Source organism: Frigoribacterium faeni (assembly GCF_011761235.1).
In the GTDB taxonomy this organism is placed as follows: domain Bacteria; phylum Actinomycetota; class Actinomycetes; order Actinomycetales; family Microbacteriaceae; genus Frigoribacterium; species Frigoribacterium faeni_A.
This window is the reverse complement of record NZ_JAAOYW010000001.1, coordinates 211790-236064: the sequence shown is the minus strand read 5'-3', so window position 1 is coordinate 236064 and position 24275 is coordinate 211790. Positions and strand designations below refer to the sequence as shown.

At 73.1% G+C, this 24275-nt stretch carries 22 protein-coding genes; 21 read left to right on the top strand and 1 reads right to left on the bottom strand.

What is annotated here, in order from left to right; all coding sequences use genetic code 11:
- Positions 1-2: 2 nt before the first annotated feature.
- Positions 3-788: a peptidylprolyl isomerase gene (locus FHR78_RS01080; protein WP_166758686.1), complete on the bottom strand. Its 786-nt coding sequence runs from the start codon at positions 786-788 to the stop codon at positions 3-5.
- A gap of 82 nt (positions 789-870) precedes the next feature.
- Here FHR78_RS01080 and FHR78_RS01075 point away from each other — a divergent pair, with 82 nt between their 5' ends.
- From FHR78_RS01075 to gmk, 21 genes are all read left to right on the top strand, one after another.
- Positions 871-2280: a replication-associated recombination protein A gene (locus FHR78_RS01075; RefSeq protein WP_166758685.1), complete on the top strand. Its 1410-nt coding sequence runs from the start codon at positions 871-873 to the stop codon at positions 2278-2280.
- 205 nt (positions 2281-2485) lie between these two features.
- Positions 2486-3115, top strand: coding sequence for a 30S ribosomal protein S4 (rpsD, locus tag FHR78_RS01070; protein WP_166758684.1), 630 nt, complete (start codon positions 2486-2488; stop codon positions 3113-3115).
- 135 nt (positions 3116-3250) lie between these two features.
- Positions 3251-3493, top strand: a complete 243-nt coding sequence (locus FHR78_RS01065) for a hypothetical protein (RefSeq protein WP_166758683.1) — start codon at positions 3251-3253, stop codon at positions 3491-3493.
- A gap of 65 nt (positions 3494-3558) precedes the next feature.
- Positions 3559-6231: an alanine--tRNA ligase gene (gene alaS / locus FHR78_RS01060; protein ID WP_166758682.1), complete on the top strand. Its 2673-nt coding sequence runs from the start codon at positions 3559-3561 to the stop codon at positions 6229-6231.
- Positions 6232-6238: 7 nt separating this feature from the next.
- The gene (gene ruvX / locus FHR78_RS01055; RefSeq protein WP_166758681.1) at positions 6239-6748 is read left to right on the top strand and encodes a Holliday junction resolvase RuvX; all 510 of its coding nucleotides are present in this window, start codon (positions 6239-6241) and stop codon (positions 6746-6748) included.
- Between the two features lie 3 nt (positions 6749-6751).
- Entirely contained in the window at positions 6752-8011 is a 1260-nt protein-coding gene (gene mltG / locus FHR78_RS01050) for an endolytic transglycosylase MltG (RefSeq protein ID WP_166758680.1), read from the top strand.
- A 60-nt stretch (positions 8012-8071) separates the two neighbouring features.
- Positions 8072-9274, top strand: coding sequence for a chorismate synthase (gene aroC / locus FHR78_RS01045; RefSeq protein WP_166758679.1), 1203 nt, complete (start codon positions 8072-8074; stop codon positions 9272-9274).
- Positions 9271-9870, top strand: a complete 600-nt coding sequence (locus FHR78_RS01040) for a shikimate kinase (RefSeq protein WP_347877991.1) — start codon at positions 9271-9273, stop codon at positions 9868-9870. The genes aroC and FHR78_RS01040 overlap by 4 nt, the downstream gene beginning before the upstream one ends.
- Entirely contained in the window at positions 9867-10958 is a 1092-nt protein-coding gene (gene aroB / locus FHR78_RS01035; RefSeq protein WP_166758678.1) for a 3-dehydroquinate synthase, read from the top strand. The genes FHR78_RS01040 and aroB overlap by 4 nt, the downstream gene beginning before the upstream one ends.
- Positions 10959-10988: 30 nt before the next feature.
- Positions 10989-12251 carry an AAA family ATPase gene (locus tag FHR78_RS01030; RefSeq protein WP_166758677.1) on the top strand — a complete coding sequence of 421 codons (1263 nt, stop codon included), beginning with the start codon at positions 10989-10991 and terminating at the stop codon, positions 12249-12251.
- On the top strand, positions 12248-13387 hold the full coding sequence (locus FHR78_RS01025; protein ID WP_166758676.1) for a tetratricopeptide repeat protein: 1140 nt from the start codon (positions 12248-12250) through the stop codon (positions 13385-13387). Before FHR78_RS01030 ends, FHR78_RS01025 begins: the two co-directional genes overlap by 4 nt.
- Before the next feature lie 136 nt (positions 13388-13523).
- Positions 13524-14087 carry an elongation factor P gene (gene efp, locus FHR78_RS01020; RefSeq protein WP_166758675.1) on the top strand — a complete coding sequence of 188 codons (564 nt, stop codon included), beginning with the start codon at positions 13524-13526 and terminating at the stop codon, positions 14085-14087.
- An 18-nt stretch (positions 14088-14105) separates the two neighbouring features.
- Positions 14106-14516, top strand: a complete 411-nt coding sequence (nusB, locus tag FHR78_RS01015) for a transcription antitermination factor NusB (protein WP_166758674.1) — start codon at positions 14106-14108, stop codon at positions 14514-14516.
- Positions 14517-14605: 89 nt separating this feature from the next.
- Positions 14606-15205, top strand: a complete 600-nt coding sequence (gene pyrR / locus FHR78_RS01010) for a bifunctional pyr operon transcriptional regulator/uracil phosphoribosyltransferase PyrR (protein WP_166758673.1) — start codon at positions 14606-14608, stop codon at positions 15203-15205.
- A complete protein-coding gene (locus FHR78_RS01005) occupies positions 15202-16158 on the top strand; it encodes an aspartate carbamoyltransferase catalytic subunit (RefSeq protein WP_166758672.1) in 957 nt (318 codons plus the stop codon). Before pyrR ends, FHR78_RS01005 begins: the two co-directional genes overlap by 4 nt.
- Positions 16155-17525, top strand: coding sequence for a dihydroorotase (locus FHR78_RS01000; RefSeq protein ID WP_166758671.1), 1371 nt, complete (start codon positions 16155-16157; stop codon positions 17523-17525). The genes FHR78_RS01005 and FHR78_RS01000 overlap by 4 nt, the downstream gene beginning before the upstream one ends.
- Positions 17522-18046, top strand: coding sequence for a hypothetical protein (locus FHR78_RS00995; RefSeq protein WP_166758670.1), 525 nt, complete (start codon positions 17522-17524; stop codon positions 18044-18046). The genes FHR78_RS01000 and FHR78_RS00995 overlap by 4 nt, the downstream gene beginning before the upstream one ends.
- Positions 18039-19223 carry a glutamine-hydrolyzing carbamoyl-phosphate synthase small subunit gene (carA, locus tag FHR78_RS00990; protein WP_166758669.1) on the top strand — a complete coding sequence of 395 codons (1185 nt, stop codon included), beginning with the start codon at positions 18039-18041 and terminating at the stop codon, positions 19221-19223. Before FHR78_RS00995 ends, carA begins: the two co-directional genes overlap by 8 nt.
- The gene (gene carB / locus FHR78_RS00985; protein ID WP_166758668.1) at positions 19223-22498 is read left to right on the top strand and encodes a carbamoyl-phosphate synthase large subunit; all 3276 of its coding nucleotides are present in this window, start codon (positions 19223-19225) and stop codon (positions 22496-22498) included. Before carA ends, carB begins: the two co-directional genes overlap by 1 nt.
- Complete coding sequence (pyrF, locus tag FHR78_RS00980; protein WP_166758667.1) at positions 22495-23370, top strand: orotidine-5'-phosphate decarboxylase; 876 nt, start codon at positions 22495-22497, stop codon at positions 23368-23370. The genes carB and pyrF overlap by 4 nt, the downstream gene beginning before the upstream one ends.
- Complete coding sequence (gene gmk, locus FHR78_RS00975; protein ID WP_166759637.1) at positions 23367-24272, top strand: guanylate kinase; 906 nt, start codon at positions 23367-23369, stop codon at positions 24270-24272. Before pyrF ends, gmk begins: the two co-directional genes overlap by 4 nt.
- Positions 24273-24275 lie beyond the last annotated feature (3 nt).

The window sequence follows — 24275 nt, the reverse complement described above, 5'->3', positions numbered from 1 at the left end:
GACTACTGCAGGGTGAGCGAGCTGATCGTGGTCGGGACGACCGGCGCGCCGTCGTTCGGCACGTCCGGCGTCGAGGGGGTCAGCCCGGCGTCCGTGATGCGCGAGGTCAGCTGGTCGAGACCGCTGGTGACGCGGCCGACGACGGTGTAGCCGCCCGTCGAGGCGTCGAGGTAGGTGTCGCCGTAGGTGACGAAGAACTGGGTCGACTGCGAGTCGGGCGCCGCCCCGCGGGCCATCGCGATGGTGCCCGTCGGGTAGAGGCCGTCCTCGGGCACGTTCTCGAGGGGGCCGAAGGTGAAGCCGGCGTCGCCCGTGCCGTCGCCGTTCGCGGAGCCGCACTGGATGAACTTCGCCGTCTCGGCGTCGCTCATGCGGTGGCACGTCGTGTCGGTGTAGAAGCCCTGCCGCGCGAGGTCGACGATGACCGACGTCGCCTGCGGGGCCGCGGCGCCGTCGAGCTCGACGCCGAGCTGCACGTCGTCGTTCAGGTCGAGCTGCCCCGTCCAGGTGCGGCCCTCGGCGATGTCGGCGCTCGGCACGGAGCCGCTCGCCGACGCCGTCTCCGACGGGGACGGGCTGGCGGAGGCGGCGGCCTCGACGTCCGAGCCGTCCGAGACCCACACGACCTGCGTCACGACCGCCAGGGAGACGACGACCACGACGCCCGCCGCGGCGAGCAGGTTGTCGCGCCGACGACGGCGAACCTGCGTCTCGTGCACCCTCTGCCGGGCCGTGTACGCCCTCAGCCGGTCGCGTGCCTCACGGTCCTGGTTCCTGCTCGGTGCCACGTGTCCTCCATGCCGGTGATGTCCCGCTCGACTGTATCCGAGCCGCCGTCCGTGTCGGTGGCCCGGTCTACCATGGAGCCCCATGAGCCCTCTGCCGCAGAGCTCGACCCCTCTCGCGGTCCGCATGCGCCCCACCAGCCTCGACGAGGTCGCCGGCCAGCGGCACCTGCTGAGACCGGGGTCCCCGCTCGTGACGCTCGCGAGCGACACGTCGGGCGAACAGGGCGCGGTCTCCGTCATCCTCTGGGGCCCGCCCGGCACGGGCAAGACGACCCTCGCCCAGGCCATCGCGCACAGCTCGGGCCGCCAGTTCATCGAGCTGTCCGCCGTGACCGCCGGCGTGAAGGACGTCCGCCAGGTGATGGAGAAGGCGCTGACGAACCGCGACCTCTACGGCACCACGACCGTGCTGTTCCTCGACGAGATCCACCGCTTCACCAAGGCGCAGCAGGACGCCCTCCTGCCCGGCGTCGAGAACGGCTGGGTCATCCTCATCGCGGCGACGACCGAGAACCCGTCGTTCTCGGTCATCACGCCCCTCCTGTCGCGGTCCCTGCTGCTCACCCTCGAGCAGCTCAGCGACGACGACCTCGGCGACCTCGTCCGGCGGGCCGTCGTCGACCCGCGCGGCCTCGCCGACCGGGTCGTGCTCGACGACGAGGCGCTGGCGACGATCGTGCGGCTCGCCTCGGGCGACGCGCGCCGGGCGCTCACGGCCCTCGAGGCCTCCGCCCAGTCCGCGGCGGCGACGGCGGCCGAGTCCCGGGCGGCCCGGCCGGACGACCCCTCTGCCGACGCCGACGCCGACTACGACCCGGACGCCGACTACGACGACCCGGCCGACGCCGACGACCGACCGGTCATCACGGCCGAGACCGTCGCGCAGTCGGTCGACCGGGCGCTGCTGCGCTACGACCGCAACGGCGACGAGCACTACGACGTCATCAGCGCCTTCATCAAGTCGGTGCGGGGGTCCGACGTCGACGCCGCGCTGCACTACCTGGCCCGGATGATCGAGGCCGGCGAGGACCCGCGGTTCATCTGTCGCCGCATCATCGTGTCCGCCGGCGAGGACATCGGCATGGCCGACCCGAACGCGCTCACCGTGGCCGTCTCCGCCGCGACCGCCGTCCAGATGATCGGCATGCCCGAGGGACGCATCCCGATGGCCGAGGCCGTCGTCTACCTCGCGACGGCGCCCAAGTCCAACCGCGCGTACCGGGCCCTCGACGCGGCGATCGCCGACGTGCGCGCCGGTGCCGCCGGCCCCGTGCCGAAGCACCTGCGCGACGCGCACTACCCGGGGGCCAAGCGCCTCGGCCACGGCAAGGGCTACAAGTACGCGCACGACTCCGAGTTCGGCGTCGTCCAGCAGCAGTACCTGCCCGACGAGCTGGTCGGCCACACCTACTACGACCCGACCGCCAACGGCAACGAGCGCGACGTCGCGGCCCGGCTCGAGAAGCTGCGCCGCATCACCCGGGGCGGCTGAGGTCGCCGTGCGGCCGCCTCTCCTGTATGCTCGCGGGGTTGCCTGTACTCGGGCGTCGACGCGCGGCTGCTGACGACGACCCGACCAAGGCGAGACGACCTGTAGCCGGTCGCCGCCGCGGCGCACATCCCTCTTGTCATGCTCGCCGGCGCTCGCGCGCCTGGCTGGCGGACACCACCACCGACAAGAACCTGAGAGTAGACACATGTCCACCAAGTCCCGCACCCGGAGCAAGACGCGCCTGTCGCGCGCTCTGGGCATCGCCCTCACCCCGAAGGCCGCCCGCTACCTCGAGAAGCGTCCCTACGCTCCCGGCGAGCACGGCCGCACGAAGCGCAAGACCGACAGCGACTACGCCGTCCGTCTGCGCGAGAAGCAGCGTCTGCGCGCCCAGTACGGCATCCGCGAGGCCCAGCTCAAGATCGTCTTCAACGAGGCCCGCAAGGCGTCCGGCCTGACCGGTGAGAACCTGGTCGAGCTGCTCGAGACCCGTCTCGACGCCCTCGTCCTGCGTGCCGGCTTCGCCCGCACCACGGCGCAGGCCCGCCAGATGGTCGTGCACCGTCACATCCTGGTCGACGGCAAGCTCGTCGACCGTCCCTCGTTCCGCGTCAAGCCCGGTCAGATGATCCACGTCAAGGCCAAGAGCGAGAAGACCGAGCCCTTCCAGGTCGCCGCGGCCGGCGGCCACGTCGACGTGCTGCCCAAGACCCCGGGCTACCTCGAGGTCGAGATCGACAAGCTGCAGGCCCGCCTCGTGCGTCGCCCGAAGCGCGCCGAGGTCCCCGTGACCTGCGAGGTCCAGCTGGTCGTCGAGTACTACGCGGCTCGCTGACACCTGCACCGCCCCGGAGGGAGCGCACCACGCCCGTGGTGCGCTCCCTTCGTCGTCCGCGGCGTGCGCCGGCGACGAAGTAAGCTGACGTGTCGTCTCGTGTGCTCGTCACGAGGCAGGTCGTGAGGAGCACCCGTGAAGAACCTGGTCCTGTTGTCCGTCGGCGTCGTCCTCGGCCTCGTCGGGGCGCACCTGCTCAACTCGACGCCGCGCGGCCGCCGCTTCTTCGGCGAGCTCGACGGCGGCCTCGACCACTTCCGCGCCGCCGTCGTCGACGGCTACCGCTCGCGGGACGCCGAGCTGCGCGGCTCCGAGCCGGGCGACGCGGGCACGGGCGACCCCGAGCCGCGCCCCGGCGGGACGACCAGCGCGAGCTGACCGCGCGAGGCCCCCGCGCCTCCTCGTCAGCAGCCCCACCGACCGACCCCTCCCTCAGGAGAACCATGCAGACCGCCGAGATCCGCCGCCGTTGGCTCGACTACTTCGGAGAGCGGGGCCACACCGTCGTCCCGTCCGCCTCCCTCGTGAGCGACGACCCGTCGCTGCTCTTCACCGTGGCCGGCATGGTGCCGTTCATCCCCTACCTCACCGGCCTCGTGCCGACGCCCTACGCCCGGGCGACGAGCGTGCAGAAGTGCATCCGCACGAACGACATCGAAGAGGTCGGCAAGACCCCGCGTCACGGCACGTTCTTCCAGATGAACGGCAACTTCTCGTTCGGCGACTACTTCAAGGAGGAGGCGATCGGCTACGCCTGGGAGCTCCTCACCTCGAGCGAGGCCGACGGCGGCCTCGCCTTCTCGCCCGACGACCTCTGGGTCACCGTCTACGAAGAGGACGACGAGGCCATCGCGCTCTGGAAGAAGGTCGCCGGCCTGCCCGACGAGCGGATCCAGCGACTCGGCAAGGACACCAACTACTGGCACACGGGGCAGCCCGGCCCCGCGGGCCCCTGCTCCGAGATCTTCTTCGACCGGGGCCCGGCCTACGGCGCCGACGGCGGTCCGGCGACCGACGACGACCGGTACGTCGAGATCTGGAACCTCGTGTTCATGCAGTACCAGATCGAGAACGTCCGCTCGAAGGTCGACTTCGACATCGTCCGCGAGCTGCCGAACAAGAACATCGACACCGGCATGGGCCTCGAGCGCGTCGCGTTCCTCAAGCAGGGCGTCGACAACATGTACGAGATCGACCAGGTCCGCCCGGTCCTCGACGCCGCGTCCGAGCTGTCGGGCCGCCGCTACGGCGCCGTGCACGACGACGACGTCCGCATGCGGGTCATCGCCGACCACGTGCGCAGCGCCCTGATGCTCATGAGCGACGGCGTCCGGCCGTCCAACGAGGGCCGCGGCTACATCCTGCGTCGCCTGCTGCGCCGCTCGGTCCGCTCGATGCGCCTGCTCGGGGTCGAGGGGACGACCTTCCCCGTGCTCTTCGCCGCCTCGCGCGACGCCATGAAGTCCGCCTACCCCGAGGTCGAGCGCGACTGGGACCGCATCTCGCAGCTCGCGTTCGCCGAGGAGGAGACCTTCCTCCGCACGCTCGCGGCCGGCACGAGCATCCTCGACATCGCCGTCGACGACACCGTCAAGGAGGCGGCGCCCGGCACCGCGCCCCGGCTCGCCGGCGACACGGCGTTCCTGCTGCACGACACGTTCGGGTTCCCGATCGACCTCACCCTCGAGATCGCCGAGGAGAGCGGCCTGACGGTCGACCGCGAGGCGTTCGACCGCCTCATGAGCGAGCAGCGTGCACGGGCGAAGGCCGACGCGAAGTCGCGCAAGGTGGCCCTGGCCGACCTCAGCGTCTACAGCGCCTTCCGCGCCCAGGGCGAGACCGTGTTCACCGGGTACGAGCTGCTCGACACGGACACCACGGTGCTCGGCCTCATCGTCGACGGCGCGAGCGTCGACCGCGCCGTGGCGGGCGACATCGCCGAGGTCATCCTCGCCGAGACCTCCCTCTACGCCGAGTCGGGCGGCCAGGAGGCCGACGCCGGCAGCATCGTCGGCACGGGCTTCGACCTCGAGGTGCTCGACGTCCAGAAGCCCGTCAAGGGCCTCGTCAGCCACCGCGTCCAGGTGCGCTCCGGCGAGGTCGGCGTCGGCGACGCCGCGACCAGCGTGGTCGACCCCGCCTACCGCCGGGGCGCGACCCAGGCGCACTCCGCCACCCACCTCGTGCACGCGGCGCTCCGCGAGGTCCTCGGGCCGGAGGCGCACCAGGCCGGCTCGTACAACAAGGCCGGGTACCTCCGCCTCGACTTCAACTGGAGCCAGGCCCTGAGCCCGGCGACGCGCAGCGAGGTCGAAGAGGTCGCCAACGCCGCCGTCCGGGACGACCTCGCGGTCACCACCCGGGTCCTGCCGCTCGACGAGGCCCGTTCGATGGGCGCCATGGCGCTCTTCGGCGAGAAGTACGGCGAGACCGTGCGGATGGTCGACATCGGCGGGCCCTGGTCACGTGAGCTCTGCGCCGGCACGCACGTCGCGACGAGCGCGCAGATCGGCCTGATCAACCTGGTCAGCGAGACTTCGGTCGGGTCGACGAACCGCCGTGTCGAGTCGCTCGTCGGCCTCGACGCGTTCCGCGACTTCGCCGCCGAGCGCGCCATCGTGTCGCAGCTGACGTCGTCGCTGCGGACGCCCCGCGAACAGCTCCCCGAGCGGATCGGCGACCTCGTGTCCAGCCTCCGGGCGGCCGAGAAGAAGATCGCCGAGTTCGAGTCCGCACAGCTCTCGCTGCGCGTCCCGTCGCTGGTCGAGAAGGCCGCGTCCGTGGGGTCGCTCACGGTCGTCGCCGAGTCCGTGGGCACGGTGAAGTCCACCGACGAGCTGCGCTCGCTCGTGCTCTCGGTGCGTGAGCGCCTCGGCAGCGCGTCCGCCTCGGTGGTCGCCCTCGCGGCCGACGTGTCGGGCAAGCCCGCGGTGATCGTCGCCACGACCGAGCCCGCTCGCTCGGCCGGCGTCAAGGCGGGGCAGCTGGCCCGTGCGGCCGCGGGCGTGCTCGGCGGCGGCGGCGGCGGCAAGGACGACCTCGCCCAGGGCGGCGGCTCGGACGTGGCGGCGATCCCGGCGGCGCTGACGGGCATCGTCGCCGCCCTCCAGGGCTGAGCGCCGCGTGAGGAGCGGCGTCCGCGTCGGCGTCGACGTGGGGAAGGCCCGCATCGGCGTCGCCCGCACCGACCCGTCGGGCATGATCGCGACGCCCGTCGAGACCGTGCCGAGGGCCGCCACGGGCACGGCCGACGTCGACGCCATCCTCGGCCACGTGGCCGAGCTGGGCGCCATGGAGGTGGTGGTCGGGCTGCCCCTCTCGCTCTCGGGCGGCGACACCCCCTCCACGAGCGACGCCCGCGACTTCGCCGCGACGATCGCGGCCCGGTCGCCCGTCCCGGTGCGCCTGGTCGACGAGCGACTCTCGACGGTCAGCGCTCAGACTGCACTCCGGGCCTCGGGGCGCAAGGGCAAGCGACAACGATCCGTCATCGATCAAGTGGCCGCTGTTATCATCGTCCAGCACGCGCTCGACCTCGAGCGATCGAGCGGCCTGCCGCCCGGTCACCTCGTGAGCGCCCCGGTCGTCGACGACGGCGCCGGTGACCGACCCGACACCGACGAAGGACGCTGACGCGTGGCCGACGATCCGAACTGGGACGACATCTTCGCCTCCCAGCCCCCCACCGACCCGAGCCGTGACGCCGGTCGGCCGAGCGCCCCGGCGCCGGCGGAGGCTCCGGCGTCGCGACGCGAGACCCGCGAACGCGAGCGCTCGCCCCGACGTGCCGAGCGACGCGCCTCCCGCGGCGACGGCGGCGACCGTCCCCGCCGCAGCCGCAAGGGCGGCGTCGTCCTGCTCGTCATCGCCCTCGTGGTCGTCGCCGGCGGCACGGCGGGCGTGGTCGCCGCCTGGGGCGCCGTGGCGCCCCTCGTCGCCGCGATCAGCGGGAACGACGCGCCGGAGGACTACCCCGGCACGGGCAACGGCACCGAGGTCTCGTTCGCCATCACCAGCGGCGAGAACGGCTCGGACATCGCGACGAACCTCGTCGACAGCGGGGTGACGGCGAGCTTCGAGTCCGTCTACTCGATGCTCGTGGCCGACACGAGCCTCACCTTCCAGCCCGGCACGTACACGCTCCAGCAAGAGATGAGCGCGACCTCGGCCGTCAGCGCCCTGCAGGACAGCGCCAACCGGGTCACCGACAAGCTCGTCATCCCCGAGGGCACGGCGGCGGCCGACGTCTACAGCCTCGTCTCGTCGGCGACCGGCATCCCGGAGCCCGACGTGCAGGCCGCCGCCGCGGACGTGGCCTCGTTCGGCCTGCCCGCCGAGGCCACCTCCCTCGAGGGCTGGCTGTTCCCGGCGACCTACGAGCTCGACCCCGGACTCGACGCGCGAGGCTACCTGCAGCTGCTCGTCGACACGATGAAGCAGCGCCTCGTCGACGCCGGGGTCGCCCCGGCCGACCAGCAGCACACCATCGTGTTCGCGTCACTCATCCAGCGCGAGGCCGGCCTGGCCGACGACTACCCGAAGGTGGCGCGGGTGTTCCAGAACCGCCTCGACGACGGCATGCTGCTGCAGTCCGACGCGACCGTGGCCTACGGCACGGGCCAGACCCACCGGGTGACGACGACCGACGAGGAGCGCGGCGACGAGTCGAACCCCTACAACACGTACCAGCACGTCGGGCTGCCGGTCGGGCCCATCTCGAACCCGGGCGACCTCGCGATCAACGCGGCGCTCCACCCCGCCGACGGCACCTGGCTCTACTTCGTCACGACCAACCTCGACACGGGCGAGACGACCTTCTCGACGACGCTCGCCGAGCACGAGGCCGCCGTCCGGGTGTGGCAGGCCTGGATGCGCGAGCACCCCGAGTACCAGTAGCCCACCGGGCGACGGGCCGCGCGCAGGAGCGGCCCGTCGTCCTGTGGGAGGATCGACCCCATGCTTCGTTGGTTGACCGCAGGGGAATCTCACGGCCCCGAGCTCATCGCCGTCCTCGAGGGGCTGCCCGCGGGCGTGCCCGTCTCGCTCGACACCGTCCGTGCCGACCTCGCCCGGCGCAAGCTCGGCTACGGCCGGGGCTCGCGCATGAAGTTCGAGCAGGACGAGCTGGCCTTCTCCGGCGGCGTCCGCCACGGCCTGTCGATGGGCGGCCCGGTCGCCCTCCGCGTGGGCAACACCGAGTGGCCCAAGTGGGCCGAGGTGATGAGCTCCGAGCCGGTCGAGGTGAGCGACGCCTCGCGCGGGCGCAGCGCGCCCCTGACCCGTCCCCGGCCGGGCCACGCCGACCTCGTCGGCATGCAGAAGTACGGCTTCGACGAGGCCCGCCCCGTGCTCGAGCGCGCCAGCGCGCGGGAGACCGCCGCCCGTGTCGCCCTCGGCGCCGTCGCGCGGGCGTTCCTCGGCGAGCTCGGCATCGAGCTGGTCAGCCACACCCTGTCGATCGGCCCCGTCCGCGTGCCCGAGGGCACCCCGGTGCCCCTGCCGTCCGACGTCGACCGGCTCGACGCCGACCCGCTGCGCTGCGCGGACCCGGCGACGTCCGCCCTCATGGTCGACGAGGTCGACGCGGCGAAGCGGGACGGCGACACCCTCGGCGGCGTCGTCGAGGTGCTCGCCTACGGAGTCCCGCCCGGCCTCGGCTCGTACGTCCACTGGGACCGCCGACTCGACTCCCAGCTCGCGGCGGCGCTCATGGGCATCCAGGCCATCAAGGGCGTCGAGGTCGGCGACGGCTTCGAGACCACGCGGCGTCGCGGCTCCGTGGCCCACGACGAGCTCAGGCTCGACGCCGGCGTCATCTCGCGGCAGACCGACCGCGCCGGCGGCACCGAGGGCGGCATGACGACCGGCACCGTGCTGCGCGTGCGGGCCGGCATGAAGCCCATCGCCACCGTCCCGCACGCCCTCGCGACCATCGATGTCGCGACCGGCGACGAGAGCCGTGCTCACCACCAGCGCTCCGACGTCTGCGCCGTCCCCGCCTCGGGGGTCGTCGCCGAGGCGATGGTGGCCCTGGTGCTCGCGAACTCGGTGCTCGAGAAGTTCGGCGGCGACTCCGTCGCCGAGACGGCCCGCAACCTGGCCGCCTACCTCGAGGCGATCCCCGAGAACCTGCGCACCCAGGCCGCGACCGGCGAGTGACCTCGACCGATCCGGGCGCCGACGTCCCGCCCCTGCTCGACCGGCCCGTGGTCATGATCGGCCCGATGGGCGCCGGCAAGTCGAGCATCGGCAAGAAGCTGTCGCGGCGCCTCGGCGTCCCCTTCGTCGACACCGACCGCCTGCTCGCGCAGCGGCACGGACCCGTCGCCGAGATCTTCGCCCGGGACGGCGAGCCGCGGTTCCGCGAGCTCGAGCGAGAGGTCGTCGCCGAGTCGCTGGCCGGTGCGAGGGTCGTGTCGCTCGGGGGAGGCGCGGTGCTCGACCTGCAGACGCGCTCGCGCCTGCAGCAGGCCGACGTCGTGCTCCTGACCGTCTCGCCGGAGGCCGTCGCGGCCCGCCTCGCCGGCTCGTCCCGGCCCCTCCTGGCCGACGGCGGGATGGACGCCTGGCGGGCGATAGCCCGAGAGCGCGAGCCCGTCTACCGCAGCCTCGCCGACCTCGTCGTCGACACCTCGCGCCGACCCGTGTCGCACGTGGTCGACGACGTGGTGGCGTGGCTGTCCACGCGCGCCCCCGAGGCCGCCCCCGCACCCGTGCCCACCGACCGCCGCCACCGAGAGGCAGACGACTCATGACCGACGAGACCACCGACGTCACCACCATCCGCGTCGAGGGCGACGCGCCCTACGACGTGCTCGTAGGCCACGGGGTGCGCTCGCGCATCCCGTCCCTGCTCGGGCCGCAGACGAAGAAGGTGCTGATCGTCCACGCGCCGACCCTCGGCCGCAAGGCGAACGAGCTCCGCGACGCCCTGGTCGAGGCGGGCCTCGAGGCCCTCATCGCCGAGGTGCCCGACTCCGAGGACGCCAAGCGCGTCGAGGTCGCCGCCTTCTGCTGGCAGGTCCTCGGCCAGGCCGACTTCACCCGGACGGACGCGGTCGTCGGGCTCGGCGGGGGAGCCGTGACCGACCTCGCCGGGTTCGTCGCCGCGACGTGGCTCCGGGGCGTCCAGCTCGTCCAGGTGCCGACGACGGTGCTCGGCATGGTCGACGCGAGCGTCGGCGGCAAGACGGGCATCAACACCGCCGAGGGCAAGAACCTCGTGGGCGCGTTCTGGGCGCCGACGGCCGTCGTGGCCGACCTCGACGTGCTCGACACGCTCGGGCGGAACGAGATCCTGGCGGGCTTCGCCGAGATCGTGAAGGCCGGGTTCATCGCCGAGCCCGAGATCCTCGACATCGTCGAGGCGGACGTCGACCGGGCCGTCGACCCGACCACCCCCGAGTTCCGTCGCGTCGTCGAGCTGTCGATCGCCCTCAAGGCCCGCGTCGTCGGCCAGGACTTCACCGAACAGGGCCTGCGCGAGATCCTCAACTACGGCCACACGCTGGGCCACGCGGTCGAGCACGCCGAGCGGTACCAGTGGCGCCACGGCGCCGCGGTGTCCGTCGGCATGGTCTTCGCCGCCGAGCTCGCGCGGCTGACGGGCCGGCTCTCGGACGAGGCCGTCGACCGCCACCGCCGCGTCCTCGGGTCGCTGACGCTGCCGACGAGCTACCCGCTCGGCCGTTGGAACACCCTGCTCGCCACCATGCAGCGCGACAAGAAGGCCCGTGCGGGGATGCTGCGGTTCATCGTGCTCGACGACATCGGCAAGCCGACTGTCCTCACCGGGCCGGACTCGAGCCTCCTGTTCGCCGCCTACCAGGAGATCGGGTCCTGACGAGACCTCACGGATCACTATGATCCGTCCGTGCGCGAATCCCTGATCCGGTCGCTGCGGCTCGCCGTCGAGCAGGCCCCGGACGACGTCCCCCTGCGGGTCCACCTCGGCGTGCTCGAGCTCGACGACGGCGACGTCGACGCCGCCGTCCGCTCGCTGGCGGCGGCGCTCGTGCTCGATCCGCGTCACGAGGAGGCGCGGGCCGCGATGGCGCGCGCCCTCGCGGACCCTGCCGCGTCACCGGTGTCGGCCGCCGTCGGGCCCTCCTCCGGCGGGGCCGAGCCCCGAGAGGGGCCCCGTGACGGCGAGCCCGGTGACGACGACCCAGGGTCCTGGTCCGGCCCGCACCCCGCCGTGACCGCCGACGCCGCGGCCTTCGACTGGGAGACGGCCGAGGACGACCTCAGGGCCGCCTCCTTCCGCATCGACCGTCCTGACCTGCGCCTGACCGACGTGGGCGGCATGTCGCGGGTCAAGGCCGCGCTCGAGCAGGCGTTCCTCGCCCCGCTGCGCAACCCCGAGCTGCGCGAGGCCTACGGGGCGAGCCTCCGGGGCGGCCTGCTGCTCTACGGGCCGCCGGGCTGCGGCAAGACCCACCTCGCGCGAGCCCTCGCGGGCGAGCTCGGCGCCTCGTTCCTGAGCGTCTCGCAGGCCGACCTGCTCGACCACGAGAGCGGTTCGCCCGCCCGGGCCGTCACCGACGTCTTCGAGGCCGCGAGGCGCGCGGCGCCCTGCGTGCTGTTCCTCGACGAGGTCGACGCCGTCGCGCCCCGCCGGTCGTCGACGGACAGCGCCTGGGCGCGGGCCGTCGTGAACCAGGTGCTCGTCGAGCTCGACGGGGTCGACTCGCGGAACGACGGGCTGTTCGTGCTCGCGGCGACCAACCGGCCGTGGGAGGTCGACCCGGCAGCCCGACGGCCCGGCCGACTCGACCGCACCCTCCTGGTGCTGCCTCCGGACGAGGCCGCCCGTCGGGAGATCGCGCGCACACGACTGGAGGGCCGGCCGGTCGGCGACGTCGACCTCGACGCGCTCGCGCGCGCGACGTCCGGCATGTCGGGGGCGGACGTGGGCTACGTCTGCGACCTGGCCCTCCAACGCGCCCTCGCCGACAGCGTCGCCACGGGGACGCCGCGCCCGGTCACGGACAAGGACCTGCGCCGCGCCCGCTCGTCCGTCACCCCCTCGGTCGGCGAGTGGGCGGCCAGCGCGCGGAGCGTCGTGACCTACGGCGTCGACGACGGGACGTTCGCCGAGCTGAGGGAGTTCCTCGGGATGCGACGCGGCCGGTGAGCGCCGACGACCTCGCGGCCGCGTCCGAGCACCTGGCAGCCGGCCGACCGGGGGAGGCGGCGGCCTCGGTCCGCCTGCACCTCGCGACCCGGCCCGACGACCCCTGGGCCCTCCAGCTCCTCGCCTGCGCGCAGCTGCGGACAGGCAGGCGCATGGCCGGCAGGGAGACCGCCCTCCGCGCCCGTGCGCTGGATCCCGGTGCCGAGTGGGCTTGGCGGCTCTGGGCCGAGGCGTCCCTCCGCATGGGCGACGTCGACGACGCCAGGGCCGGGATGAGGGAGTCGCTCCGCCTCGCCCCGGACGACTGGCACGTGCACGCGACGGCCGTCCGCCTCGGGCTTTTCCCACGGGACGAGACGAGACGGCACGCGGCCGAGTGCCTCAGGCTGGCGCCGGACGACCCGGACGCGCACCTGGTGTCCGCCGCCGTCGCCGTCGAGGACGGGCGCCTGTCCGACGCACGGACGGCCTACCGCGCCGCCCTGGCCCTCGACCCGGAGCACGTCCAGGCGCGTCGAGGCATCGACGACCTCGAGATCACGGCGGGACGGCCGGAGAGGGCGGCTCTCGGCGCCCTGGCCCAGCTCGCCGACGCGCCGACGTCCGCCGAGGCCCTCGTGCACCTCCGGTCCGTCGTCCACCAGGCCGTCACCAGCCTCGGCGTGCTCCCGGCCCTGCTGCCGTGGGGGCTCGTCGTCGTCCTGCTCGGCCTCACCTTCTCCTCGGACGAGGGCTCGTCGGCGGTCGTGCCCTTCGGCCTGCGCTTCCTGCTGCTCGCGGCGGCCCTCGCGGGCGCCTGCTGGTGGTGGGCCCTCGTCGCGCGCTTCGCCGGGCGGTCCGGGCTCACGACCTCCGCGCTGCGAGATCGGCTGCGAGACGTCAGCCCTGCGCACCTCGGCTGGCTCGGGCTCCAGGCGACTGTCCTGCTCCTGCTCGTCCTGGCGTGCGCGGTGCAGCCCTGGACGGCGGCGTGGTCGTCCGGCACGGACGCCGACCCGGCCGATGCCGCGGACGTCGTCGCGGGCGTCGCCACGGCCGCGGCCTTCGGCCTGTCCCTGGTCTCGTGGCTCGGGCTGCCGGTGCTCGGCAGTCTCGTGTCCCGGCCGGCCCGACGGCGCCGACGCGGGCTGCGCTGAGGCACGGACCGTCCAAGGGGACGCTCCTGGCGCGGCGTCCCCGAGGGACGCTCCTGAGGCGGCGCGACCCGTCCGCTACACTCGAACCCGGCCAGATCCGGCCCCCACACCCCACTCCTGATCGGACCTCGCACGCATGGCGACCACCAACGACATCAAGAACGGCGCCGTCCTCGACCTGGACGGCCAGCTCTGGAACGTGATCGAGTTCCAGCACGTCAAGCCGGGCAAGGGCGGCGCCTTCGTCCGCACCAAGATGAAGAACGTGCGCTCGGGCAAGGTCGTCGACAAGACGTTCAACGCCGGCACCAAGATCGACTTCGCCAACGTCGACCGCCGCGAGTACACCTACCTCTACGCCGAGGCCGACGGCTACGTGTTCATGGACACGACCGACTACGACCAGATCAACGTCCCCGCCACCATCGTCGGCGACGCGAAGAACTTCATGCTCGAGAACCAGAACGTGCAGATGGCCCTGCACGACGGCAACCCGCTCTACATCGAGCTGCCCGCCTCCGTCGTCCTCGAGGTCACCTACACCGAGCCCGGCCTCCAGGGCGACCGCTCGACCGGCGGGACCAAGGCCGCCACCGTCGAGACCGGCTACGAGATCCAGGTGCCGCTGTTCCTCGAGACCGGCACCAAGGTCAAGGTCGACACGCGCGACGGCGGCTACCTCGGCCGCGTCAACGAGTAGTCGGCGGCCCCCCGCACAGTGAGCGCACGCACCAAGGCGCGCAAGCGCGCCCTCGACGTCCTCTACGTCGCCGACATCCGCCAGATCAGCATGGGCGACGCCCTGGCCGCCGAGACCGCCCGGGCACAGCAGCAGCCCGAGCGCAGCTCGAGCTGGGGCTACGCCCGCGACCTCGTCCAGGGCGTCATCGACCACCAGGCCGAGATCGACGAGCTCATCGAGACCTACGCCCAGGGCTGGACCATCGCCCGCATGCCCACGATCGACCGCGGCATCCTCCGCATCGGCGTGTTCGAGCTGCTGCACGCCGACGACATCCCCGACCACGTCGCCATCAGCGAGGCGGTCGAGCTGGCCCAGTCGCTGAGCACCGACGACTCGGCCCCCTTCGTCAACGGACTGCTCGGGCGCATCGCCACGAGCGGCTAGGCTCGATCCCGGCGGCGGGTGCTCCCGCCGCCGGCACCACCACCGACGTCCTTTAAGTTCCGTCCCGAGAGGCGGGGAAGGAGGTCCGATTGAGCACACGCACCGTGCTGAGTCAGGCTGACATCGCGCGCGCCCTGACGCGCATCTCCCACGAGGTCCTCGAGTCGAACCGGGGCCCCGACGGCCTCGTCGTCCTCGGCATCCCCACCCGCGGCGTGGTCCTCGCCGAGCGGATCGGCGCGCAGCTGTCGTCCATCGCGGGCGTCACCGTCCCGACCGGCGCCGTCGACGTGACCATGTACCGCGACGACCTCCGGCGGAACCCCACCCGCGCGAGCCGGCCGACGACCCTCCCCGAGGGCGGCATCGACGGCGCCACGGTGGTGCTCGTCGACGACGTGCTCTACTCCGGGCGCACCATCCGGGCGGCGCTCGACGCCCTCAGCGCCCTGGGGCGGCCCCGCGCCGTGCGCCTCGCGGTGCTCGTCGACCGCGGCCACCGCGAGCTGCCGATCCGCGCCGACTTCGTGGGCAAGAACCTCCCCACGTCCGCGGCCGAGCGCATCTTCGTCCGCCTGCACGGCGTGGACGACGACGAGCTCGTCGCCATCGAGGGCGGAGCCGACGGAGGCGCCCCCGGCGACGACCGCGACCGTCCCGCCCACGAGACGGGGGGCACCCGCTCGTGAGGCACCTCCTGAGCACCGCCGACCTCGGCCGCGACGAGGCCGTCCGGGTCCTCGACGTGGCGGAGGACATGGCCGACGTCTCCACGCGGCAGGTCAAGAAGCTCCCCACGCTCCGCGGCACCACCGTGGTGAACCTCTTCTACGAGGACAGCACCCGCACGCGCATCTCGTTCGAGGCCGCCGCCAAGCGGCTCAGCGCCGACGTCATCAACTTCGCCGCGAAGGGGTCGAGCGTCTCGAAGGGCGAGTCCCTGAAGGACACGGCGCAGACCCTGGCCGCGATGGGCGCGGACGGCATCGTCATCCGCCACCCCGCCTCGGGTGCGCCGCGCGTCCTCGCCGACAGCGGCTGGGTCGACGCGGGCATCGTGAACGCCGGCGACGGCATGCACGAGCACCCCACCCAGGCCCTGCTCGACGCCTTCACGATGCGCCGCCGCGTCCACGGCGCGGGCAGCCGCGGTCGCGACCTCGACGGCCTCGAGGTGCTGATCGTCGGCGACATCCTGCACTCGCGCGTGGCCCGCTCGAACGCGTGGCTGCTGCGGACGCTGGGCGCCCACGTGACGGTGGTGGCGCCTCCCACGCTGCTGCCGGTCGACGTCAGCCGCCTCGGCGTCGACGTGCACTACGACCTCGACGAGGCCATCGCGCAGGTGCGGCCCGACGTGGTCATGATGCTGCGCATCCAGCAGGAGCGCATGGCCGAGGCGTTCTTCCCCAACGCGCGCGAGTACGCCCGCTCCTGGGGGCTGGGCGCGGCGCGCTTCCGCTCGCTTCCCGAGGGGGCGCTCGTCATGCACCCCGGCCCGATGAACCGCGGGCTCGAGATCGGCGACGAGGCCGCCGACTCGCCCCGCTCCACCGTCCGGGAGCAGGTCGGCAACGGCGTCGCCGTCCGGATGGCCGTGCTCTACCTCACACTCGCCGGCGACCGGGAGGACTCCCTGTGACCACCACGCACCTGATCCGCGCCGTCGAGACGATCGACGGCACCCGCACCGACGTCCTCGTCCGCGACGGGGTCGTGGTCGAGCTCGGCTCCGGCCTGAGCGCGGCGGGCGCCGAGGTGCACGACGCCGACGGGCTGCTCGCGCTGCCCGGCCTGGTCGACCTGCACACCCACCTCCGCGAGCCGGGCGGCGAGGGCGCCGAGACCGTCCTCACCGGCTCCCGCGCCGCCGCGGCGGGCGGCTTCACGGCCGTCAACGCCATGGCGAACTCGTCGCCCGTCGCCGACACGGCCGGGGTGGTCGAGCAGGTGCAGTCGCTCGGCGACCGCGCCGGCTACGTCACGGTGCGTCCGATCGGCGCCGTCTCGCAGGGCCTCGAGGGCCGACGGCTCTCCGAGATCGGCGCGATGGCGCGCTCCCGCGCGGCGGTCCGGGTCTTCTCCGACGACGGCCACTGCGTCTCCGACCCGCTGCTCATGCGCCGAGCCCTCGAGTACGTCAAGGGCTTCGGGGGAGTCGTCGCCCAGCACGCGCAGGAGCCCCGGCTGACCGAGGGCGCCCAGATGAACGAGGGCGCGCTGTCGGCCGAGCTCGGCCTGGGCGGCTGGCCCGCCGTGGCCGAAGAATCGGTGATCGCCCGCGACGTCCTGCTCGCCGACCACGTCGGCGCCCGCCTCCACGTCTGCCACGTCTCGACCGCGGGCAGCGTCGAGGTCGTCCGCTGGGCGAAGTCGCGCGGCATCGATGTGACCGCCGAGGTCACGCCGCACCACCTCCTCCTCACGGAGGACCTGGTGGCGGGCTACGACTCCCGGTACAAGGTGAACCCCCCGCTGCGCCGGGCGGAGGACGTGGCGGCGCTGCGCGAGGCCCTGGCGGACGGCACGGTCGACATCGTCGCCACCGACCACGCCCCGCACACGTCGGAGGCGAAGGACTGCGAGTGGGACGCGGCCGCCAACGGCATGGTCGGCCTCGAGAGCGCGCTCTCGGTCGTCCACCAGACCATGGTCGAGACCGGGCTGCTCGACTGGGCCGGCGTGGCCCGGGTGCTCTCGAGCGCCCCGGCCCGCATCGGCCGGGTCCACGGGCACGGCCGGCCCCTCGCCGTCGGGGAGCCCGCCGAGCTCACCCTCTACGATCGAGGGGTGAGCAGGACCTTCGGCACCGAGCACCTCGCGGGCCGCAGCCGCAACTCGCCCTACCTGGGGCGCGCGCTCCCGGGCCAGGTCGTCGCCACGTTCCACCAGGGCTACGCGACGGTGCTCGGCGGCGCGGTCGTCGACGAGCACGAGATCGCCGACCGTGCCGCGCGCGTCGCGGCGACCGCGGTGCTCGCCGCGCCCCGGCCGGCGGCCGCCCCGTGAACCGCTGGGTGATCGGAGCGGGCATCCTCGTCCTGCTCGTCCTCCTCGTGCTGCTGATGGTCCGCTCCTGGCGGGCCCGCGGCCGTCGGCAGGCCGACATCGCCCTGCCCGAGACGGCGCCCGACGGCCTCTCGCCCGCCCTCGTCGAGCACGACGGCTTCTACGTCGCCACCACACGGGCGGGCGACCCCCTCGACCGGATCGTCGTCGGCGGCCTCGGCTTCCGCGGCCGCGCCGTCGTGTCGGTCCACCGCGAGGGCGTGCGCCTCGAGATCGCGGGGGAGCCCGCCAAGCTGATCCGCGCCTCCTCGATCCGCGACGTCGGGCGCGCGACCTGGACCATCGACCGCGTGGTCGAGACCGACGGGCTCGTGCTCGTCGCCTGGAGCCTCGGCGACACCGACGTCGACACCTACCTGCGCGTCACGGACGACCCCCGCCCGCTCGTCGACGCCGTCCGCACCATCACGACCACGGCCCCCTCGGCCGGCACCACCACAGGAGAGCAGACCATTGACTGACGCGTCCACCACCACCCGGGCCGTCCTCGTGCTCGAAGACGGGACCCGCTACGTCGGGCGCGCCTACGGCGCCGTCGGGCGCACGCTCGGCGAGACCGTCTTCGCGACCGGCATGACCGGCTACCAGGAGACCCTGACCGACCCGTCGTACGCCGGGCAGATCGTCGTCATGACGGCCCCGCACATCGGCAACACGGGCGTCAACGACGAAGATCCCGAGTCCCGTCGCATCTGGGTCTCGGGCTTCGTCGTGCGCGACGCCAGCCGCGTCGTGTCGAACCACCGCGCCCAGGGCAGCCTCGACGACCAGCTCGTCGCCGACGGCGTCGTGGGCATCCGCGGCATCGACACGCGCGCCCTGACCCGCCGCCTGCGCGACGTCGGCTCGATGCGCGGCGGCGTCTTCAGCGGCCCCGACGCCGAGCTCGCCGACGACGAGCAGCTCGACCTCGTGCGCGGCTCCGCCGACATGCGCGGGCTGAGCCTGTCGAGCCAGGTGTCGACGGTCGACCCCTACGTGCTCGAGGCCCAGGGCGAGCCCGTCGGCTCGGTCGCCGTGCTCGACCTCGGCGTCAAGACCTCGACGCTCCGCTACCTCGCGCAGCGCGGCTTCCGGGTGCACGTGCTGCCCCAGGACACCACCCCCGAGCAGCTCCGCGAGCTGGCGCCCGACGCCCTCTTCTTCTCGAACGGGCCCGGCGACCCGGCGGCGAGCGACGCCCAGGTCGAGCTGCTCCGCGGCGCCCTGCGCGACGGCCTGCCCTACTTCGGCATCTGCTTCGGCAACCAGCTGTTCGGCCGCGCGCTCGGCTTCGACACCTACAAGCTGCCCTTCGGCCACCGCGGCATCAACCAGCCCGTCCTCGACAAGACGACCGGGCGGGTCGAGATCACGAGCCAGAACCACGGCTTCGCGGTCGACGCCCCGGTCGAGGGCGTGCTCGACTCGCCCGCCGGCTTCGGCCGCGTCGAGGTCAGCCACTTCAGCCTCAACGACAACGTCGTCGAGGGCCTCCGCGCCCTCGACATCCCGGCCTTCTCCGTGCAGTACCACCCCGAGGCGGCGGCCGGCCCCCACGACAGCAACCACCTCTTCGACCGCTTCCGCGAGGCGGTCGTGGCCCGCAAGTCCGGCCAGCCCGTCGACTTCGGCTCCGACCTCGAAAGCAGCAACTGATGCCCAAGCGCGACGACATCAACTCGGTACTCGTGATCGGCTCCGGCCCGATCGTCATCGGCCAGGCCGCCGAGTTCGACTACTCCGGCACCCAGGCGTGCCGCGTCCTCCGCGAAGAGGGGGTGCGCGTCATCCTCGTCAACCCGAACCCGGCGACGATCATGACCGACCCCGACTTCGCCGACGCGACCTACGTCGAGCCCATCACGTCGGAGGTGCTCGAGGCGATCATCGTCAAGGAGCGCCCCGACGCCATCCTCCCGACCCTCGGCGGGCAGACGGCGCTCAACGCCGCCATCGCCCTGGACGAGGAGGGCATCCTCGCGAAGCACGGCGTCGAGCTCATCGGCGCCAAGGTCGAGGCCATCCAGAAGGGCGAGGACCGCCAGCTCTTCAAGGAGCTGGTGCTCGAGTCCGGCGCGGACGTCGCGCGCTCCCACATCGCGCACACCGTCGAGGAGGCGATCGACTTCGCCGAGGACCTCGGCTACCCGCTCGTCATCCGGCCGTCGTTCACGATGGGCGGCCTCGGCTCCGGCTTCGCGTACACCCGCGACGAGCTCGTCCGCATGGTCACCGACGGCCTGCACCAGAGCCCCACCACCGAGGTCCTGCTCGAGGAGAGCATCCTCGGCTGGAAGGAGTACGAGCTCGAGATGATGCGCGACACGGCCGACAACACGGTCGTCGTCTGCTCGATCGAGAACGTCGACCCCGTGGGCGTCCACACGGGCGACTCGATCACCGTCGCCCCGGCGCTGACCCTCACCGACCGGGAGTACCAGAACCTGCGCGACATCTCGATCGACATCATCCGTCGTGTGGGCGTCGACACCGGCGGCTGCAACATCCAGTTCGCCGTCGACCCGTCGAACGGCCGGGTCATCGTCATCGAGATGAACCCCCGCGTCTCGCGCTCGAGCGCGCTCGCGTCGAAGGCGACCGGCTTCCCGATCGCCAAGATCGCCGCGAAGCTCGCCCTCGGGTACCGCCTCGACGAGATCCCGAACGACATCACCAAGGTGACGCCCGCCTCCTTCGAGCCGACCCTCGACTACGTCGTCGTCAAGGTGCCCCGGTTCGCGTTCGAGAAGTTCCCGGCGGCCGACACGACGCTCAGCACGACCATGAAGAGCGTCGGCGAGGCGATGGCCATCGGCCGCAACTTCGCCCAGGCCCTGCAGAAGTCGCTGCGCTCGCTCGAGAAGCGCGGCTCGAGCTTCCACTGGCAGGGCGAGCCGGGCGACGCGGAGGCGCTGCTCGCGCTGGCGCACACGCCCACCGACGGTCGCATCGTCACCGTGCAGCAGGCCCTGCGGGCCGGCGCGACGGCCGAGCAGGTCTTCGCCTCGACGGCCATCGACCCCTGGTTCATCGACCAGGTCGTGCTCGTCAACGAGGTCGCCGACGAGATCGCGGCCGCGGCCGACCTCGACGCCGAGCTGTTCGCCCACGCCAAGGACCACGGCTTCAGCGACGCCCAGATCGGCGAGCTGCGCGGCCTCGGCGAGCAGGAGGTGCGCGAGCTGCGCTGGGCGGCCGGCGTCCGCCCCGTGTACAAGACCGTCGACACCTGCGCCGGCGAGTTCCCGGCCCTGACGCCCTACCACTACTCGAGCTACGACCTCGAGACCGAGGTCGCGCCGAGCGACCGGCGCAAGGTGATCATCCTCGGCTCGGGCCCCAACCGGATCGGCCAGGGCGTCGAGTTCGACTACTCGTGCGTGCACGCGAGCTTCGCGCTGAGCGACGCCGGCTACGAGACGATCATGGTCAACTGCAACCCCGAGACCGTCTCGACCGACTACGACACCAGCGACCGGCTGTACTTCGAGCCGCTCACCCTCGAGGACGTCCTCGAGGTCGTCCACGCCGAGTCGGCGAGCGGCGAGCTCGTCGGCGTCGTGGTCCAGCTCGGCGGCCAGACCGCCCTCGGCCTCTCGAAGGGGCTCGAGGCGGCCGGGGTGCCCATCCTCGGCACGACCCCCGACGCCATCGACTCCGCCGAGGAGCGCGGGCTGTTCTCGGCCATCCTCGACGAGGCCGGCCTGCTCGCGCCGCGCAACGGCACGGCCACCGACTACGACAGCGCCGTCGCCGTGGCGGAGGAGATCGGCTACCCCGTGCTCGTGCGTCCGTCGTACGTGCTCGGCGGCCGCGGCATGGAGATCGTCTACGACAGCCCGTCGCTCGCCGACTACTTCGTGCGCGTCGGCGACCAGGCCATCATCGGTCCGGACGCGCCCCTGCTCGTCGACCGGTTCCTGGACGACGCCGTCGAGATCGACGTCGACGCCCTCTACGACGGCACCGAGCTCTACGTCGGCGGCGTCATGGAGCACATCGAGGAGGCCGGCATCCACTCCGGCGACTCGAGCTGCACCCTGCCCCCGGTCACCCTGGGCAAGGGCGAGATCGACCGCGTCCGCGAGGCCACGCTGGCCATCGCCGAGGGCGTCGGCGTGCGCGGGCTGCTCAACGTCCAGTTCGCGATCGCGGCCGGCGTGCTCTACGTCATCGAGGCCAACCCGCGGGCGAGCCGCACGGTGCCGTTCGTCTCGAAGGCGCTCGGCATCCCGCTCGCCAAGGCGGCCTCGCTCGTCATGGTGGGCCAGAGCATCCGCGAGCTCGTCGAGAGCGGCCTGCTGCCGGCCCAGGACGGCTCGGACGTGCCGCTCGACTCCCCGATCTCGGTCAAGGAGGCGGTGCTCCCGTTCAAGCGGTTCCGCACGAAGGAGGGCCAGGTCGTCGACAGCGTCCTCAGCCCCGAGATGCGCTCGACCGGCGAGGTGATGGGCATCGACCGCGACTTCCCCCGCGCGTTCGCCAAGAGCCAGACCGCGGCGTACGGCGGCCTGCCCACGACGGGCACGGTGTTCGTGAGCGTCGCCGACCGCGACAAGCGCGCCATCGTGCTGCCCGTGCTGCGGCTGCAGCAGCTCGGCTTCCGGGTGCTCGCCACCGAGGGCACCGCCACGGTGCTCGTCCGCAACGGGATCGCTGCCGACACGGTGGCGAAGTTCAGCGCCGGCGGCGAGAGCGTCGTCGACCTGATCAACCGCGACGAGGTCGACATCGTCATCAACACGCCGAGCGGCTCGAGCGCCCGTGCCGACGGGTACGAGATCCGCGCGGCGACCGTCGCGGCGGACAAGGCCCTGTTCACGACCATCGCGCAGCTCGGCGCCGCGGTCGCCTCCATCGAGGCCATCCACGCGCCCTTCGAGGTGACGAGCCTGCAGGACTACGGGCTCGCCAGGGCGGCCCGCCGGTGACGGCGGCGCCGGCCCCCTCGGCGTCGTCGTTCGGCGCACGGCTCGAGTCCGTCCTCGCGACCTCCGGCGGGCTCTGCGTCGGCATCGACCCGCACCCCTGGCTGCTCGACGAGTGGGGGCTGCCGACCAGCGCCTCCGGCGTCCGCGAGCTGGGCCTGCGCGCGGTCGAGGCGACGGCGGGCTGGGCGGGGATCGTCAAGCCCCAGGTGGCGTTCTTCGAGCGCTGGGGCTCCGCCGGCTTCGCCGCGCTCGAGGACGTCCTCGCGGCCGCCCGCGACGCCGGCCTGCTCGTGGTCGGCGACGCCAAGCGCGGCGACGTCGGCAGCACGATGGACGGCTACGCCGAGGCCTGGTTCTCCCCGGACTCGCCCCTGCGGGTCGACGCGCTCACGGTGTCCCCGTACCTGGGCTTCGGCTCGCTGCGGGGCACCGTCGACCGGGCCCGACGGGCGGGCGCGGGCGTCTTCGTGCTCGCCGCGACGTCCAACCCGGAGGCGCGGGCCGGGCAGACCGCGCGTGTCGCGGGGGCCGACGGCACGTCGAGGACCCTCGCGGCAGGTATCGTCGACCAGGTGCGAGACGACGACCAGGCAGCGGGGGAGACCCGACTCGGCTCGGTGGGCGTGGTGCTCGGGGCGACCGTGGACCTCGGGTCGTACGGCGTCGACACGGCGTCCCTGACGGGCGTCCCCGTGCTGGCCCCCGGCTTCGGCCACCAGGGCGCCCGCGTGTCCGACCTGGTGTCGATCTACGGCCCCGCGGCGCACAACGTGCTCGTCTCGACCTCGCGCGGCGTGCTCTCGGCCGGCCCCGACGGCATGGCCTCGGCCGTCCGCGACGCGGCGGAGGAGGTGCGGGCGTGCCTCGCATGACCCCGCCCCCGGTCGACCGGGCCGCCGCCGCGCGCGCCGCGGTCGCCGCCCGTCGTGCCCGCGCCGCCGTCAAGTCGTCCGTGGCCGAACGCCGCCGCACGGCCCTCGACGTGGCCGAGGCCGCCTGGGCCGGCGAGCCCACCGCCCCCGAGGCGACCCTCCGCGTCCGCGAGCTGCTGACGAGCATCCCCGGGATCGGCCCCACCCGCGTGGCCCGCATCATGGCCGACCTCGGCATCGCCGAGTCCAAGCGGGTCGGGGGGCTCGGGGTGCGGCAGCGTCGCACCCTCGGCGACTGGCTCGCCGTGCGCGAGGCCAGGGGGCGCCTCCGTTCGCGTCTCGTGGTCCTCGCCGGGCCGACCGCCGTGGGCAAGGGGACGGTCTCGACCTACATCCGCGAGAACTACCCCGACGTCCACCTCTCGATCTCGGCCACGACCCGGGCTCCGCGTCCTGGCGAGGTCGACGGCGTGCACTACTACTTCGTCGACGACGCCGAGTTCGACCGCATGATCCGCGACCGCGACCTGCTCGAGTGGGCCACGGTGCACAACTCCTACCGGTACGGCACGCCGCGGCCGCCCATCGACGCCGCGCTGCAGGCCGGCCGCAGCGTGCTGCTCGAGATCGACCTGCAGGGCGCACGGCTCGTCCGGACCGCCATGCCCGAGGCCGTCCTGGTGTTCCTGCTGCCGCCGACGTGGGACGAGCTGGTCCGTCGTCTCATCGGCCGGGGCACGGAGGACGCGGCCGAGCAGCAGCGTCGACTCGAGACCGCGAAGGTCGAGCTCGCCGCCCAGGACGAGTTCGACGTGAGGGTCGTGAACCACGACGTGCCCGAAGCGGCCCGAGAGGTCGTAGAATTGATGACTGCGCCCGAGGACGCACGCCCCCGCGCGTGACCG

Excerpts from the sequence above, each read along its gene's own strand:
- FHR78_RS01075 (WP_166758685.1), top strand. The coding sequence starts at position 871 with ATGAGCCCTCTGCCGCAGAGCTCGACCCCTCTCGCGGTCCGCATGCGC.
- rpsD (WP_166758684.1), top strand. The coding sequence starts at position 2,486 with ATGTCCACCAAGTCCCGCACCCGGAGCAAGACGCGCCTGTCGCGCGCT.
- alaS (WP_166758682.1), top strand. The coding sequence starts at position 3,559 with ATGCAGACCGCCGAGATCCGCCGCCGTTGGCTCGACTACTTCGGAGAG.
- aroC (WP_166758679.1), top strand. The coding sequence starts at position 8,072 with ATGCTTCGTTGGTTGACCGCAGGGGAATCTCACGGCCCCGAGCTCATC.
- aroB (WP_166758678.1), top strand. The coding sequence starts at position 9,867 with ATGACCGACGAGACCACCGACGTCACCACCATCCGCGTCGAGGGCGAC.
- efp (WP_166758675.1), top strand. The coding sequence starts at position 13,524 with ATGGCGACCACCAACGACATCAAGAACGGCGCCGTCCTCGACCTGGAC.
- carB (WP_166758668.1), top strand. The coding sequence starts at position 19,223 with ATGCCCAAGCGCGACGACATCAACTCGGTACTCGTGATCGGCTCCGGC.
- gmk (WP_166759637.1), top strand. The coding sequence starts at position 23,367 with ATGACCCCGCCCCCGGTCGACCGGGCCGCCGCCGCGCGCGCCGCGGTC.